The sequence below is a fragment of the Variovorax paradoxus genome (assembly GCF_030811855.1).
GTDB lineage: Bacteria > Pseudomonadota > Gammaproteobacteria > Burkholderiales > Burkholderiaceae_C > Variovorax > Variovorax paradoxus_L.
In genome coordinates, this window is record NZ_JAUSRN010000008.1 from 41,270 (window position 1) to 56,201 (window position 14,932).

The 14,932-nt window shown below is 66.5% G+C and carries 16 protein-coding genes; 8 read left to right on the plus strand and 8 right to left on the minus strand.

Features of this window, described 5'->3' with window-relative positions; all coding sequences use genetic code 11:
- The first annotated feature begins 36 nt into the window (after nucleotides 1-36).
- Both J2X92_RS16085 and J2X92_RS16090 read left to right on the plus strand, forming a co-directional pair.
- Nucleotides 37-390, plus strand: a complete 354-nt coding sequence (locus J2X92_RS16085; protein WP_307576960.1) for a helix-turn-helix domain-containing protein — start codon at nucleotides 37-39, stop codon at nucleotides 388-390.
- A 49-nt stretch (nucleotides 391-439) separates the two neighbouring features.
- Nucleotides 440-1,342: an SDR family NAD(P)-dependent oxidoreductase gene (locus tag J2X92_RS16090; protein WP_307576961.1), complete on the plus strand. Its 903-nt coding sequence runs from the start codon at nucleotides 440-442 to the stop codon at nucleotides 1,340-1,342.
- 18 nt (nucleotides 1,343-1,360) lie between these two features.
- Here the strand turns inward: J2X92_RS16090 and nth are convergent, their stop codons facing one another.
- On the minus strand, nucleotides 1,361-2,008 hold the full coding sequence (gene nth / locus J2X92_RS16095) for an endonuclease III (RefSeq protein ID WP_055796645.1): 648 nt from the start codon (nucleotides 2,006-2,008) through the stop codon (nucleotides 1,361-1,363).
- 141 nt (nucleotides 2,009-2,149) lie between these two features.
- On the opposite strand from nth, the gene J2X92_RS16100 reads away from it, so the two are divergent.
- Nucleotides 2,150-3,337 carry an aminotransferase-like domain-containing protein gene (locus J2X92_RS16100; RefSeq protein ID WP_307576962.1) on the plus strand — a complete coding sequence of 396 codons (1,188 nt, stop codon included), beginning with the start codon at nucleotides 2,150-2,152 and terminating at the stop codon, nucleotides 3,335-3,337.
- 4 nt (nucleotides 3,338-3,341) lie between these two features.
- Here J2X92_RS16100 and J2X92_RS16105 read toward each other — a convergent pair whose 3' ends face one another.
- The gene (locus J2X92_RS16105; RefSeq protein WP_012747682.1) at nucleotides 3,342-3,569 is read right to left on the minus strand and encodes a hypothetical protein; all 228 of its coding nucleotides are present in this window, start codon (nucleotides 3,567-3,569) and stop codon (nucleotides 3,342-3,344) included.
- A gap of 71 nt (nucleotides 3,570-3,640) precedes the next feature.
- Between J2X92_RS16105 and J2X92_RS16110 the strand changes: the two genes are divergently transcribed.
- Complete coding sequence (locus J2X92_RS16110) at nucleotides 3,641-3,964, plus strand: DUF6172 family protein (protein WP_055796654.1); 324 nt, start codon at nucleotides 3,641-3,643, stop codon at nucleotides 3,962-3,964.
- A gap of 7 nt (nucleotides 3,965-3,971) precedes the next feature.
- On the opposite strand, the gene J2X92_RS16115 is transcribed toward J2X92_RS16110, so the two are convergent.
- From J2X92_RS16115 to mfd, 3 genes are read right to left on the minus strand one after another with little or no spacing between them, the layout of a single operon-like run.
- Nucleotides 3,972-5,039 (minus strand): Ldh family oxidoreductase, encoded by a 1,068-nt coding sequence (locus J2X92_RS16115; RefSeq protein WP_307576963.1) that lies wholly within the window; start codon nucleotides 5,037-5,039, stop codon nucleotides 3,972-3,974.
- The gene (gene serB / locus J2X92_RS16120) at nucleotides 5,036-5,746 is read right to left on the minus strand and encodes a phosphoserine phosphatase SerB (RefSeq protein WP_307576964.1); all 711 of its coding nucleotides are present in this window, start codon (nucleotides 5,744-5,746) and stop codon (nucleotides 5,036-5,038) included. The genes J2X92_RS16115 and serB overlap by 4 nt, the downstream gene beginning before the upstream one ends.
- A complete protein-coding gene (gene mfd / locus J2X92_RS16125; RefSeq protein WP_307576965.1) occupies nucleotides 5,743-9,225 on the minus strand; it encodes a transcription-repair coupling factor in 3,483 nt (1,160 codons plus the stop codon). The genes serB and mfd overlap by 4 nt, the downstream gene beginning before the upstream one ends.
- A gap of 114 nt (nucleotides 9,226-9,339) precedes the next feature.
- Here mfd and ispD point away from each other — a divergent pair, with 114 nt between their 5' ends.
- The gene (gene ispD, locus J2X92_RS16130; protein WP_307576966.1) at nucleotides 9,340-10,053 is read left to right on the plus strand and encodes a 2-C-methyl-D-erythritol 4-phosphate cytidylyltransferase; all 714 of its coding nucleotides are present in this window, start codon (nucleotides 9,340-9,342) and stop codon (nucleotides 10,051-10,053) included.
- Nucleotides 10,050-10,538, plus strand: coding sequence for a 2-C-methyl-D-erythritol 2,4-cyclodiphosphate synthase (gene ispF / locus J2X92_RS16135; protein WP_307576967.1), 489 nt, complete (start codon nucleotides 10,050-10,052; stop codon nucleotides 10,536-10,538). The genes ispD and ispF overlap by 4 nt, the downstream gene beginning before the upstream one ends.
- A 1-nt stretch (nucleotide 10,539) precedes the next feature.
- Here the strand turns inward: ispF and J2X92_RS16140 are convergent, their stop codons facing one another.
- Nucleotides 10,540-11,952 (minus strand): sensor histidine kinase, encoded by a 1,413-nt coding sequence (locus J2X92_RS16140; RefSeq protein ID WP_307576968.1) that lies wholly within the window; start codon nucleotides 11,950-11,952, stop codon nucleotides 10,540-10,542.
- Between the two features lie 75 nt (nucleotides 11,953-12,027).
- Entirely contained in the window at nucleotides 12,028-12,759 is a 732-nt protein-coding gene (gene ompR, locus J2X92_RS16145; RefSeq protein WP_012747691.1) for an osmolarity response regulator transcription factor OmpR, read from the minus strand.
- A gap of 172 nt (nucleotides 12,760-12,931) precedes the next feature.
- On the opposite strand from ompR, the gene J2X92_RS16150 reads away from it, so the two are divergent.
- Both J2X92_RS16150 and J2X92_RS16155 read left to right on the plus strand, forming a co-directional pair.
- Nucleotides 12,932-13,291: a hypothetical protein gene (locus tag J2X92_RS16150; RefSeq protein WP_307576969.1), complete on the plus strand. Its 360-nt coding sequence runs from the start codon at nucleotides 12,932-12,934 to the stop codon at nucleotides 13,289-13,291.
- 57 nt (nucleotides 13,292-13,348) lie between these two features.
- The gene (locus J2X92_RS16155) at nucleotides 13,349-14,059 is read left to right on the plus strand and encodes an SIMPL domain-containing protein (protein ID WP_307576970.1); all 711 of its coding nucleotides are present in this window, start codon (nucleotides 13,349-13,351) and stop codon (nucleotides 14,057-14,059) included.
- A gap of 47 nt (nucleotides 14,060-14,106) precedes the next feature.
- On the opposite strand, the gene J2X92_RS16160 is transcribed toward J2X92_RS16155, so the two are convergent.
- Entirely contained in the window at nucleotides 14,107-14,877 is a 771-nt protein-coding gene (locus tag J2X92_RS16160) for a 3-hydroxybutyrate dehydrogenase (protein WP_307576971.1), read from the minus strand.
- Nucleotides 14,878-14,932: the final 55 nt, after the last annotated feature.

The following is a 14,932-nucleotide window of genomic DNA, read 5'->3' on the forward strand; positions in this document are numbered from 1 at the left end:
TCTGCGCCGCACTGCAGCGGCAACTGGCCGATGGCGATGCCACCGTTCACCCGGCCGCGATGCGTGCGGCGCAACTCATCGTGGCGTCGGGGGGGGCGGCGTCCGCTGCGCGAGGTGGCGGCGGCCGTCGGACTCGGCGAGCGGCGGCTGCAGCAGGTCTTTCGGCAGCAGGTGGGGTTGTCGCCCCGTGCCTGGGGCCGGCTCGCGCGATTGCATGCCTGCGTGCGCGCCTTGCGCCTGCAGCGCGCGCCCGCCTGGGCAAGCCTTGCGCTGGACGGTGGTTTCTATGACCAATCGCACCTGGTCAATGAGTTCCAGGCGCTCTGCGGCCTCACGCCGACGGAGTTTCTGGGCCGCGCGATTTCGGGTTCTTCCAAGACGGCGGGTTGAAGCGGCCTTACCGTCGTCGTTTCGAACCCGGAACGAAAGGAGAAAACTGATGCATGCAGAAAGAGAAAGCAATGACCGGCCGTTGAAAGGCCGTGTGGCCGTGGTGACCGGAGCGAGCCGCGGCGCCGGCCGCGGCATCGCGGTAGAACTGGGCGCCGCGGGCGCCACCGTGTATGTCACCGGGCGGAGCACGCGGGAGCAGCCGGCGACCACCTATGGCCAGTTGCTCGCCCTCTCGGAGCTCGAAGTCCTGCCGGGCAGCATCGACGAAACGGCCGACGAAGTCACCCGCCTCGGCGGACGCGGCATGGCAATGCGTTGCGACCACACGCAGGAAGACCAGGTGAAGCAGCTCTTTGCACAGGTGCAGCGCGAGCAAGGCCGTATTGATCTGCTCGTCAACAACGCCTGGGGCGGCCACGAGACTTTCACCGGCGTGTTCGAGGCTCCGTTCTGGGAGCATCCGCTTTCCAACTGGGATTCGATGTTCGACCGTGGCGTGCGCAACCACCTGCTGGCCAGCCGGTGCGCCGCGCCGATCATGGTGGCGCAGCAGGGTGGGCTCATCGTGACCACCACCTTCTGGGACCGCGGCAACTACCTGCGCGGAAATTTGTTCTACGACCTCGCCAAGTCCGCCATGACGCGGCTGGCCTTCGGCATGGCGCAGGAGCTGCGTCCGCATGGCGTCGCTTCGCTGGCCGTGTCTCCGGGCTGGATGCGAACCGAGTTCGTGCTGGCCGGCCACAAGACCGACGAGGCGCACTGGCACGAGCGCCCCGCGCTGGCGCGAACCGAATCGCCGCGCTATCTCGGCCGCGCAGTCGCTGCGCTGGCGGGCGATTCGCGGGTGCTGGAGAAGAGCGGCGGCGTGCATCGCGTGGCCGACCTCGCGCGCGAGTACGGCTTTACCGACATCGACGGCCGGCAGGTCGAGGCGTTCGAGATGTAGCCGGAGAGCCGGCGAGGTTCAGGCCGACTTGGGCCGCGGCGTCTTCGGCTTGTAGTCGCAGTAGGGCGCCACTGCGCATTCCCAGCACTTCGGCGTGCGCGCCACGCAGATGTAGCGCCCATGCAGGATGAGCCAGTGGTGCGCATGCAGGCGAAACTCGAAAGGCACCCGCTTCTCGAGCTTGAGTTCCACTTCGAGCGGCGTCTTGCCCGGCGCGAGTCCGGTGCGGTTGCCGACGCGGAAGATGTGCGTGTCGACCGCGATGGTGGCCTCGCCGAACGCCACGTTGAGCACCACGTTGGCGGTCTTGCGGCCGACCCCCGGCAGCGCCTCCAGTTCGGCGCGCGTGCGCGGCACTTCGCCGCCGTGCAGTTCCACCAGCATGCGGCAGGTTTCGATCAGGTGCTTGGCCTTGCTGCGATAGAGCCCGATGGTCTTGATGTATTCCTCCAGGCCTTCCACCCCCAGCCGGAGGATCGCCTGCGGTGTGTTCGCCACCGGAAAAAGCTTGCGCGTGGCCTTGTTCACGCCCACGTCGGTGGCCTGCGCCGAGAGCAGCACGGCGGCCAGCAGCTCGAAGGGCGTGGCGTATTCGAGCTCGGTTTCAGGGGTGGGATTGGCCGCCTGCAGGGTGGCGAAGAAGAGGGGAATGTTGTCTTTTTTCATGGGGTCGAGGAAACGCGGCGCTCGTCAGCCATGCCAAGCACGGCGGCGATAGACGCAATATATCGTTGAAAGGCGATAGCCTTACGCAGCTTTATTGCCCGCGGCTTTCGCGACAATGGCGTCCAGAAAGTGAGACCTCCCATGCAATTCGCTTCCCGCCTCGACAACGTCGAAACCTCCGCCATCCGCGAACTCTTCAAGCTCCTGGGCAAGCCCGGCATCATCAGCTTTGCGGGCGGCTTCCCCGACAGCGCCATGTTCGACGTCGAGGGCCTGAAGGAGGCGAGCAACAAGGCACTGACCGAAGAACCCGGCGGCGCGCTGCAATACGGCGCCACCGAAGGCTACGAGCCGCTGCGCACGCAGCTTTCTGCCTTCATGAAGACCAAGGGCGTCGACGTGGACCCTAGCGGCCTGATCGTCACCACCGGCAGCCAGCAGGCGCTCGACCTGCTGGGCAAGACCATGATTTCGCCCGGCGACAAGGTGATCGTCGAAGGCCCGACCTTCCTGGCGACCATCCAGTGCTTTCGCCTGTATGGCGCGCAGCTCATCAGCGCGCCCATCGACGCCAACGGCGTGAAGACCGACGAGCTCGAAAAACTCATTGCCGAGCACAAGCCCAAGTTCGTCTACCTGATTCCCACCTTCGGCAACCCGAGCGGCGCCATGCTGAGCCTGGAACGCCGCAAGAAGGTGCTCGAGCTGGCCGTCAAGTACCAGACGCTGATCGTCGAAGACGACCCGTACGGCGATCTCTTCTTCGGCGAAGCACCGCCGCCTTCGATCCTGGCGCTCAGCAAGGACGTTCCGGGCAGCCGCGAGCTGCTGGCGCACTGCGGCAGCCTGAGCAAGGTGCTGAGCCCGGGTCTGCGCATCGGCTGGATGATTGCGCCCGCCGAGTTGCTGGCCAAGGCCACGATGTGCAAGCAGTTCAGCGATGCGCACACCAGCACCTTTGCCCAGGCCACCGCCGCGCAATACCTCAAGAGCGGCCGCATGCCCGCCACGCTCGCGCATGTGCGCGAGGTGTACGGCCAGCGGGCGCAGGCCATGGGCGCGGCGCTGAAGCGCGAACTGGGCGATGCGGTGAGCTTCACGCAGCCGCAGGGCGGCTTGTTCTTCTGGGCCCGGCTTACGGGGGCCAACGGCAAGCTGGCCGATGCGAGCGAACTGGCGAAGCGCGCCATCGAGCAACTCGTGGCTTTCGTGCCCGGGGCGCCGTTCTATGCGGAAAAGCCCGATATGGCGACGCTGCGGTTGAGCTTTGCGACGGCCGACGTGGCAAAGATCGAAGAAGGCGTGAAGCGCCTCGGCCAGGCCCTGTAGATCGTCAGGGCGAGCGATGCAGGCGGGGCGCCGCCAGCAGCGCGAGGTTGTCCGCAATGGCCGCATCCACGTTGGGATAGCGGCCTTTCATTTTCGATAGCGTCATGATGGTCTGAAGCGCCTTCAGGTCTTTGACCGAGGGCGCAACCTTGATCTGCGCGATGGCCGCCGATGCATTGCCACCGTTGACCAATGCCATTACCTTGCTTGCCCAGTCGTTTGCGCGCGCCATGTCTTCACCTGCTTTCAATTGAACCGCCGACTGTACACAGGACGGCCAGGCGGCATTGGTTACCATCACCCATGAGAAAAACCTTTCAGCTTCAGGTCGAGGGCAAGCACCCCGACCGTCTCCTCGAAGCCATCAAGCACGAGATCCGCAAGTACATCAAGCGCGAGCGGCGCCGCGTCCTGCCCGAAGGCAGCGACTTCTGGGACTTCGACTGCAAGTTCGGCACCTCGGCGGAAACCGCCGAAACCGTGCACCTGTCGGCCATCACGGGCCTGATCGACGGCGTCGTCAAGGACGCCGGCAAGCAGTTCTATGTCGAGATCCTGGCCAAGCCCGGCAAGCGCACACCGCGTCCGGCCGGGGAGCGGGCGGAAGAACCGCCCGAAGAAATCTAGCCTCTTCTCAAATCAGCGCCTGCGCGAGTTGCAGCCCGTAGCGCTGCTCCGCGTCCTGCAGGGCACGCGCGATCGACGGGTGCAGCCGCACCCCGTTCTTCGATTGCGCGTCCCGACGCTTCAAACCACCTTCGCCCGGCAGCCGCACCGGCTTTGCGGGGTCGATCGGCATGTTGTTGCGGCACTGCTCGGCCACGTGGTCCATCTGGCGCAGGAATGCTTCCTTGCCGCCGAACGCATTCAGGTCGTGTAGCGTGACGTGCACCGTCGCGCCCCAGCCCTCGGACGGATCGGCCCGGCCGTGGCCCGCGAGGCCGGCTGTCAGCGTCTCCACCAGCAGCGCCATTCCGTAGCCCTTGTGCCCATGGCTCAGGCCCCCGACCGGAAGCAGCGTGCCGGGCGGCTGGTCGAACAGCACCTGCGGGTTGTTGGTCGGCTTGCCGGTGGCGTCGATCAGCCATTCCTCGGCAAAGGTCTCGCCGGCCGCGCGCTTGCGGTTGCTCATGCCGTTGGTGGTGATGGAAGCCGAGATGTCGACCATCACGCCACCCTGCGACAGCGGAAAACCCATGGCCAGCGGATTGGGCGTGAACACCGCCTGCGTGCCGCCGAAGGGCGCGACGCTGGCCGTGTTGGGGTCGGAGCACGCCAGCAGCATCAGCATGTCTTCCTGCAGCGCACGCAGCATGTAGACCGCGAGACAGGCGATGTGGTGGCTGCGGCGGATCACGAGCGATGCGGTGCCGAGCTCGCGGGCGCGCGGCAGCAGCAGGTCAAGGCCCTGATCCATGAGCCAGGGGCCGGGCAGGCGCTTGCCGTCCCACAACACTGCCGCCGGGCGGTCCGACAGCACCTCGGGCGTACCGTCGCGCGTCATGCCGCCAGATTCGATTTCCTTCACATAGCCGGCCAGCAGGGCGAGGCCGTGCGTGTCGTGGCCCAGTAGATCGCCTTCGACCAGCGTGCGGGCGACGCTGTCGGCCATCGATGCAGCGAGGCCGGCCTTCTGCAGCAAGGCGCTGCCGTAGTCCCTGAGTGCATCTGCGCTGTAGAGCGGAGCGGTGTCGTCGTTCATTTCAGAATCTCCAGCAAGCGGTCGAGGCCGCCTTCGTTGATGGCCACCATGGCCTGCTCGCGCACCTTCGGCTTGGCGTGATACGCCACCGAGAGGCCGGCTTCGCCCATCATCGGCAGGTCGTTGGCGCCGTCGCCCACGGCAATGGCCTCTTGCGGCGAAATGCCCATGAGCGATGCGACTTCGAGCAGCGTGCGGCGCTTTTCGGCGCCGTCGCAGATATCCCCCCAGCTTTGCTGTACCACCTGGCCCGTGAGCTGGCCATCGGCCTCGTCGAGCAGGTTGGAACGCGCGAAGTCGATGCCCAGGCGGTCTTTCACGCGGTTGGCAAAGAAGGTGAAGCCGCCCGACACCAGCAGCACCTTGAGCCCCGCCGCCTTGCAGGCCGCCACCAGTTCGGCCGCGCCCGGGTTAAGCCTCAGCCGCTGGTCGTACACCTGCTGCAGCGCCTCAACCGGCACGCCCTTCAGCAGCGCCACGCGGCGGCGCAGGCTTTCCTTGAAGTCCTTGATCTCGCCGCGCATCGTAGCTTCGGTGATGGCGGCCACCTCGGCCTTCTTACCGACGGCATCGGCGATCTCGTCAATGCATTCGATGTTGATCAGCGTCGAATCCATGTCGAACGCGATCAGCTTGAAGTCGGCGAGCTTCAGCGGCGGCTTTACACGCTGCAGAACGAGGCCGAAAGAAAATTCGATGGCGTTCATGCGGGAACGGTTTCCTTGACGATGGGTTGACCGAGGCTGCGCAGCACGTCGCGCACCATTTGCGCGCGCTCCTTCGGTTCCTTGAGTTCACGCTCGATGCGCAGCTTTTCGTTGCCGGCGAGCTTGATGTGCTTGTTCTTCTGGATCAGATGGATGATGGCCATGGAATCGACCGGCGGATCCTTTTTGAACGTGATGTGGATCACGCCCGGCGCCGCATCGACCTTGACCACGCCATAGGGCCGCGCCAGCACGCGCAGCCGGTGCGTGTCGATCAGCGTCTGCGCCTGCGGCGGCAGCTTGCCGAAGCGGTCGACGATTTCTTCCAGCAGCGTGTCGATCTGGTCGGGTGTCTTGGCGGTGGCCAGCTTCTTGTAGAACGACAGGCGCAGATGCACGTCGCCGCAGTAGTCGTCGGGCAGCAGGGCGGGGGCATGCAGGTTGATCTCGGTCGTGACCGACAGCGGCGCGAGCAGGTCGGGCTCCTGTCCCGCCTTGAGCGCGCGCACGGCTTCGCTCAGCATCTCGTTGTAGAGCTGGAAGCCGATCTCCATCATGTTGCCGCTCTGGTTCTCGCCCAGCACTTCGCCGGTGCCGCGGATCTCCAGGTCATGCATCGCGAGGTAGAAGCCGGAGCCCAGTTCTTCCATCTGCTGGATGGCGTCGAGCCGCTGGGCCGCCTGCTTGGTCAGGCCCTCGGTGTCCGGCACCATGAGGTAGGCATAGGCCTGGTGGTGTGATCGCCCGACGCGGCCGCGCAACTGGTGCAGCTGCGCCAGGCCGAACTTGTCGGCGCGGCTCATCACAATGGTGTTGGCGGTCGGCACGTCGATGCCGGTCTCGATGATGGTCGAGCACAGCAATAGGTTGTAGCGCTGCGCCACGAAGTCGCGCATCACGCGCTCCAGCTCGCGCTCGGGCATCTGGCCGTGGGCCACGGCGATGCGGGCCTCAGGAAGAATTTCTTCGAGCTTCTGGCGCCGGTTCTCGATGGTCTCGACCTCGTTGTGCAGGAAGTAGACCTGCCCGCCGCGCTTCAGCTCGCGCAGCACTGCCTCACGGATCACGCCGGTGCCCTCGTTGCGCACGAAGGTCTTGATGGCCAGGCGCCGCTGCGGTGCGGTCGCAATCACGCTCAGGTCGCGAAGGCCTTCGAGCGCCATGCCCAGCGTGCGCGGAATGGGTGTGGCGGTGAGCGTGAGCACGTCGACCTCGGCGCGCATCGCCTTCATCGCCTCCTTGTGGCGCACGCCGAAGCGGTGCTCCTCGTCGATGATGAGAAGGCCCAGGTTCTTGAACTTGATCGACGGCGACAGCAGCTTGTGCGTGCCGACCACGATGTCGACCGTGCCTTCGGCCAGGCCCTTGGCGGCCGCGGTGATTTCCTTGGCCGAACGGAAGCGGCTCATTTCGGCCACCTTGACCGGCCACTTGGCGAAGCGGTCGACCAGCGTCTGGTAGTGCTGCTCGGCCAGCAGCGTGGTGGGCGCGAGGAAGGCCACCTGCTTGCCGCCGGTGATCGCGATGAAGGCGGCGCGCAACGCGACCTCGGTCTTGCCGAAGCCCACGTCGCCGCAGACGAGGCGGTCCATCGGCTGCGGCGAGATCATGTCCTGCACCACGGCGTGGATCGCGGCCTTCTGGTCGGCCGTTTCCTGGAAACCGAAGTCGTTGGCGAAGACCTCATAGTCGGCGGCCGAAAAGCGGAAGGCGTGGCCCTGGCGCGCCGCGCGGCGGGCGTAGATGTTGAGCAGCTCGGCGGCCGAGTCGCGCACCTGTTCTGCCGCCTTGCGCTTGGCTTTTTCCCACTGGCCGGAGCCCAGCTTGTGCAGCGGCGCCTCGTCGGCGCTGACGCCGGTGTAGCGGCTGATCTGGTGCAGCTGCGAAACAGGCACGTAGAGCGTGGCCTTGTCGGCGTACTCCAGGTGCAGCATTTCCTGCAGAAGCGGCTTGCCTTCGGGATCGACGCCCTGGCCCAGGTCCATGTGGATCAGGCCGCGGTAGCGGCCGATGCCGTGCGCGGTGTGGACCACCGGGTCGCCCACGTTCAGCTCCGAAAGGTCCTTGATCAGCGCCTCGACGTCGCTGACCTGTTCCTGCTTTTTGTTGCGGCGGCGGGTGGTGGGCGCGGTGGCGAAGAGCTCGGTCTCGGTGACGAGGTCGATGCCCTGTTCGCGCCATGCGAAGCCCGATGCCAGCGCGGCGGTGGCGATGCCGATCTTTTCGTCGTTCGAAGCCTCGAACTCGGCCAGCGAGTCGAAGGCCGGCGGGCTGACGCCGCTGGCGCGCAGGAAGTCGAGCAGGCTTTCGCGCCGGCCTTCGCTTTCGGCAATCAGCAGCACGCGGTGTGGCGTGGCCTTGATGTGGGCCTTGAGGCCGACCAGCGGATCCTCGGCGCCGCGCACCACCGCGAACGGCGGGAGCTTGTCGAACTCTGCGTAGGGTGTGTCCGTGGCGATGTCGCCCCGAATGGCCAGCTGCGCATGCGGCTTGGCCCGCTGGTAGAACTGCTCGGCGTTGAGGAACAGCGCCTCTGGTGGCAGTGCTGGCCGCTCCAGGTCGCCGCGCACCAGGCGGTAGCGCTCGTTGGTGTCCTGCCAGAAATGCTGGAAGGCGGGTTCGAGATCGCCGTGCAGCACCACGGTGGCATCGGGTCCGAAGTAGTCGAACACCGTGGCCGTCTCGTCGAAGAACAGCGGCAGGTAGTACTCGATGCCGGCGGTGGCCACGCCGTTGCCCATGTCCTTGTAGATGCGGCTCTTGGTCGGGTCGCCCTCGAGCAGCTCGCGCCAGCGGCTTCGAAAGCGCGCGCGGGCGTCGTCGTCCATCGGGAACTCGCGGCCCGGCAGCAGGCGCACCTCGGGGACGGGGTAGAGGCTGCGCTGGGTGTCGGGGTCGAAGGTGCGAATCGAGTCAATCTCGTCGTCGAACAGGTCGACGCGAAAGGGCACGGGCGAACCCATGGGAAACAGGTCGATCAGGCCGCCGCGCACCGCGTATTCGCCCGGGCTCACCACCTGCGTCACATGGCTGTAGCCGGCTAGCGTGAGCTGGGCCTTGAGCTTCGATTCCTCGAGCTTCTGCTTGGCCTTGAAGTGGAAGGTATAGCCGGCCAGGAAGGCGGGCGGCGCCAGCCGGTAGAGCGCGGTGGTGGCGGGCACCAGCACCACGTCGGCTTCTTTCTGGCTGATGCGCCAGAGCGTGGCGAGCCGCTCGCTGATCAGGTCCTGGTGCGGGGAAAAGCTGTCGTAGGGCAGCGTTTCCCAGTCGGGGAACAGGGCACAGCGCAGGTCCGGCGCGAAGAACGCGATCTCGTCGATCAGGCGCTGGGCGTCGTTGGCGTCCGCCGTGAACACCGCGGTGGCGCGGCCCGCGGCCTTTTCGCGCATGCCCAGCTGCGCAAGCAGCAGCGCATCGGCCGACAAGGGAGGACGCGGCAGCGTGAATCGCTTGCCCGCCGTGAGGTGGGGGAGGTCCATGGAACGCTTTAAAAATGCAGAACACCCCGCGCCGCTGGCGAGGGGTGTGAGATGGTCGATTCTAGAATGGCGGCCCCTTGTTCGCTTGCCGGCCCTAGCCCGGTGCCGGAGCCCATGTCTTCCTCCCGACTTTTCGTTCTGATTCCTTGCGCCGGCTCGGGCCACCGCGCGGGCGGCGCGCTGCCCAAGCAATACCAGCGGCTCGCGGGCGCTTCCTTGGTGGCTCACACGGTGGAGGCGTTCCGTGCGCTGGCGGGCCGCTTTGCCGGCTTGGCGGTGGTGGTGGCGCCGGACGACCGCGACGTGCAGGCGGCGCTGCCGCGCTTTCCGGCCACGGGCGAGTTTCTGCTGCAGGTGGGAGGCGTCACGCGGGCGGCCACGGTGCGCAACGGCTTGGCCGCGTTGCGGAAAAAAGGGGCCGGCGCGCACGACTGGGTGCTGGTGCACGACGCCGCCCGCTGTCTGGTCACATCGAGCCAGATCGAGGCGCTGATCGCCGCCTGCGAGCACGACGCCGTCGGTGGTCTGTTGGCCCAGCGCCTGGCCGACACGCTCAAGGTGTCGTCGGCCGAAAGCCGGGTGTCGCAGACGCTGCCGCGCGCCGACAAGTGGCTGGCCCAGACGCCGCAGATGTTTCGCATCGGCATGCTGCTCGATGCGCTGGAGCGCACGGGCGACGCGGTAACGGACGAAGCCGGCGCCATCGAGGCGATCGGCCTTGCGCCGCTGCTGGTACCGGGCACCGCGCAGAATTTCAAGGTGACCTTTCCGGAAGACTTCGCGCTGGCAGAAGCGGTCTTACTGGGCCGCAAGAAGGCCAGAGCATGAGCACCCCTTTTGACATCCGTGTCGGCGAGGGCTGGGACGTTCACCAACTGGTGGCGGGGCGCAAGCTGATTCTGGGCGGTGTCGAGGTGCCACACACTACCGGGCTCCTGGGCCATTCGGACGCCGACGTGCTGCTGCATGCCATCACCGACGCCCTGCTGGGCGCGGCGGGCCTGGGCGATATCGGACGGCATTTCCCCGACACCGATGCGCAGTTTCGCGGCGCCGATTCGGCCGTGCTGCTTGGCGAAGCGGCGCGCCGCGTGCGTGCCGCGGGCTGGGAGATCGGCAACGTCGACAGCACGGTGATCGCGCAGGCGCCCAAGCTGGCCCCGCACATTCCGGCCATGTGCCAGCGCATCGCAACGGCGCTGGGCCTCGCGCCCGACCAGGTCAACGTGAAGGCCAAGACGGCCGAAAAGCTGGGTCCGGTTGGCGAGGGCCGCGCGATGGAAGCGCGCGCGGTGGTGCTGCTGCACCGCTGAATCAGGCGCGCCGGACCCCTGGGGCTTCGACGGGCCTGGGTTCAGGCATGGCGCGCGGCATGCGGATGTGCGCCGCCAGGCCACGCCCCGGCGTGCTGGTGAGCGCAAAGGTGCCCCCCATGCGCTCGATGTTCTTTGCCACGATCGACAGGCCGAGGCCGGCTCCGGCGGCTGAGGTGCGCGCCACGTCGCCGCGGAAGAACGGCTTCGTCAGTTGCGAGAGCAGGGCGGGCTCGACGCCCGCGCCGTGGTCGCGCACCTTGATCAGCACCGCATCGTTGTTGGCCTGGGCCTGGATCACCACGTCGGCCACGCCAGTGGAAGGCGTTTTGCCGTAGCGCCGCGCGTTCTCCACCAGGTTGGAGATCACGCGCGTGAGCTCGACCTCGTCGCCGAGCACGCGAAGGTCGGACGGCACGTCGACCCGGATCTTCATTTCCTCGTAGTCCTGCACGGCATAGGTGCATGCGTCGACCACGTCGCGCAGCAGCACGGGCTTTGGGTCGACATGATCGGGCCGTGCGTAGTCGAGGAACTTGTCGATGATGGCGTCGAGTTGGGCGATGTCGGCCGCCATGTGGTCGCGCGCGTCCTCGTCGGCCACGCTCATCTCGGTTTCCAGGCGCAGCCGCGCGAGCGGCGTGCGCAGATCGTGCGAGATGCCGGCCAGCATGATGGCGCGGTCCTGCTCGATCTTGGCGAGCTGGTCGGCCATGCGATTGAAGCCGATGTTGACCGCGCGGATCTCGTTGGTGCGCGCGCTCTCGTCGAGCCGGTGCGCCTCGTACTCGCCTTCGCGCACCTGCATGGTGGCGCGCGACAGCTGCTTGAGCGGCAGGTTGATGAGTCGGGTGATCAGCGCCGCACCGGCCAGGGACAGGGCCATGGCCGTGCTGAGCCAGACCAGCCACGTGCGGCCTCCTACGATGCTAAAGCGAGTCGGGTCGAGCAGCAACCAGTAGGCGTCGCTTTCGATGGTGAAGCCGATCCACAGGCCGGGCTCGTCGTTGACGCGGCTGGCCACCGTGGTGCCTTCGCCGAGCTGGTCGATCAGCTCCTCAGTCACTCGTTGGTCGAGCGCGCCGCTGGTGTAGGGCTGGAAGCGGTCGTTGGGTTCGCGCGGCAGGATGCGCACGCCTTCCTGGTCGGCCAGCGTCTTGATCAGCGACACCCGCGTGATTGCGTCCGAATACACCAGCGCCGCGCGCGTGAGGTTCACGAGCGAGGCGATCTGGTGCGCCGTCTGAATGGCGCGGGGCTCGTATTCGAGCGAGCGAAAGGTCTGCAGCCACGCGACCGTGCAGCCGACCAGCAACAGCGCGAGCAGGAAGAACGTGCGCCAGAAAAGGCTGAAGCCGAGCTTGAGGCCCGGTCGTCGGTCACGCTGGCCGGCGCCCTCGAGAGGGCTCGGCATCGTGACCTGGGCGCCGTCCTCCTGGGCTGGGCTGGGTCTGGCTGAATTCAGGCCGATGGCCACCAGCGAATGTCGTCAGGCCGTGCCATCCGGCACGAAGACATAGCCCACGCCCCACACCGTCTGGATGTAGCGGGGTGCCGCGGCGTCGGCCTCGACCAGCTTGCGCAGGCGCGAGATCTGCACGTCGAGACTGCGGTCGAAGGGTTCGAATTCGCGCCCGCGCGCCAACTGGGCGAGTTTTTCGCGCGAAAGCGGCTGGCGCGGGTGGCGCACCAGCGCTTTCAGCATCGCGAATTCGCCGGTGGTGAGGGACAGTTCCTCACCGTCCTTCTTGAGCGTGCGCGACCCGAGGTCGAAGGCGAACGGCCCGAAAGTGACGGTTTCGTTCTCGGTGGAAGGCGCGCCTGGCGCTTCCAGTGGCGGACGTCGGCGCAGCACCGCGTGCACGCGCGCCAGCAGTTCGCGGGGGTTGAAGGGCTTGCCGAGGTAGTCGTCGGCGCCGACCTCGAGGCCCACGATGCGATCAACGTCTTCGCCCTTGGCGGTGAGCATGATGATCGGCGTGCGGTCATTGGCGGCGCGCAGGCGGCGGCAGACCGAAAGGCCGTCCTCGCCGGGCATCATCAGGTCGAGCACGATCAAATCGACCGTGTCGCGCAACAGGATGCGGTTGAGCGCCTTGCCGTCCTCGGCCACGATCACTTCGAAACCTTCCTGGGTCAGGTAGCGGCGAAGCAGGTCGCGGATGCGGGCGTCGTCGTCGACGATCACGATCTTGTCAGTGCGAGCGGGAACTTGAGTCATTTCTACAACGTTGAATTTGTAACAGCGTCGATTCTGAAGGCGTTAAGCCGCCGCTGAGCCAGTTTTACTTATGGTTTGACACTAAGTTACAAAACTTGCGGTCGCTAGCTGTCTAGCCATCCGGCGTTCGTTCAGCGGTGGCAAAGTCCACTTGTCCTATGACTTTTGCTCAATGAGAACCCTCTTTTCCGCGTTGCCGATCCTCGTTGCCTGCAGCTGCGGCCCCACCTGGGCCACGGCTGGCGAATTCCTCAAGGTCGGGGATTCGCGCCGCAACGAAGTGCGCGAGGCGGTGGCGGCTCACCGCGCGTCACAGCGTGCCGAGATCCGGCGAGAGGAGGCCGCGGCCGGCAGGCGCCTTACGGCTGCCGAGCTCTTCGAATTGCGGCAGCAGGTGCGCGGCCAGTGGACGCCGCCCGGCACACCCCCCAGGGCCATGAATTCGGCAGAATCGCAGCCGGCCGAGCGAATCGCGCCGCCGCCGATGTCGGCAGCGCGCGCGTTGACCTTGCCCCGTAGCCAGCGCCGTTAACGCGGCGCGGCGCGCGTTTCTGCGTTTCTTGAATACCAATCCAGGGGGTAACTCGTCTTGAAGAAAATCAGTTGGATCGCGGCCGGCGCCGCGTTGGCCGCGGTAGTGGCCGCAGGCAGTGCCACGGCCCAGAACATGGCCCCGCCGCCGCAGAACGTGCTGCAGCTCACTGCGTCGGGCACGGTCGAAGTGCAGCAGGACCTGCTGAGCATGACGCTCACCACCACGCGCGACGCCGCCGAGGCCGCCACGGTCCAGTCGCAGCTCAAGGCCGCGGTGGATTCCGCGCTGGCCGAAGCCAAGAAGAACGCCCAGCCTGGCCAGCTCGACGTGCGCACCGGCAACTTCAGCCTGTCGCCGCGCTACACCCGCGAAGGAAAGATCAACGGCTGGCAGGGCTCCGCTGAAATGGTGCTCGAGGGCCGCGACTTCCCGCGCATCACGCAGACCGCAGGCCGCATCACCACGCTCAACGTCGGCAACGTCGGCTTTGCACTGAGCCGCGAGCAGCGCGCCAAAAGCGAGACCGAAGCCCAGACCATCGCCATCGAGAACTTCAAGCAAAAGGCCACGGAGTTGGCCAAGGGCTTTGGCTTTGCGGGCTACACGCTGCGCGAGGTCGCGGTGAACGCGAACGACAGCGGCCCGATTCGGCCGCGCGCCATGGCGGCTTCGGCCAAATCCTTCTCCCCCGACGCGCCGGTGCCGGTGGAAGCCGGGAAGACCAGCGTGGTGGTGAACGTGTCGGGGTCGGTGCAGCTCAAGTAGAAGAGGGCGGGCAGGCGGGGGGAGGGGCGCGGGCCGCTCCCCTGCAATTACTGTGCGGTCCAGCCGCCGTCCATCTGCCAAGCCACGCCGCGCACCTGGTCGGCCGCCGGCGAGCACAGGAAGACCGCCAGGCCGCCGAGCTGCTCGACGGTGGTGAATTGCAGCGACGGCTGCTTCTCGCCCAGAAGATCGTTCTGCGCCTGCGTGGCCGAAATGCCGTCCCGTGCCGCGCGGTCGTCGATCTGCTTTTGAACCAGCGGGGTCAGCACCCAGCCCGGACAGATCGCATTGCTGGTGATTCCGGTGGTCGCGGTTTCGAGCGCCACCGATTTGGTGAAGCCGACGATGCCGTGCTTGGCCGCCACATACGCGGACTTTTGCGCGGACGCGACCAGCCCGTGGGCCGACGCGATGTTGACGATGCGCCCCCAATTGGCTTCGCGCATGGCGGGGATGGCGAGCCGCGTCGTGTGAAACGCGCTCGTGAGATTGATCGCAATGATGGCGTCCCAGCGCTCCGGAGGAAAGTCTTCCACCTTGGCCACGTGCTGGATGCCGGCGTTGTTGACGAGGATGTCGACGCGGCCGAACTTGGACGCGGCGAACTTCATCATGTCCTCGATCTGGTCGGGCTTGCTCATGTCGGCGCCGTGATATTCAGCGCGCACGCCGAGCGCTTCGATGCGGGTCTTGGGCGTCTCGGAATCGCCGAAACCGTTGAGCACGATGTGTGCGCCTTGTTGTGCAAGAGCCTCGGCAATGGCAAGGCCAATGCCGCTGGTGGACCCCGTGACAAGCGCGGTTTTGCCTTTGAGCATGAAGTTCAGTCTCCGGATGAATTAGGATGCGACGAGACATTATCCGCACCAGGAC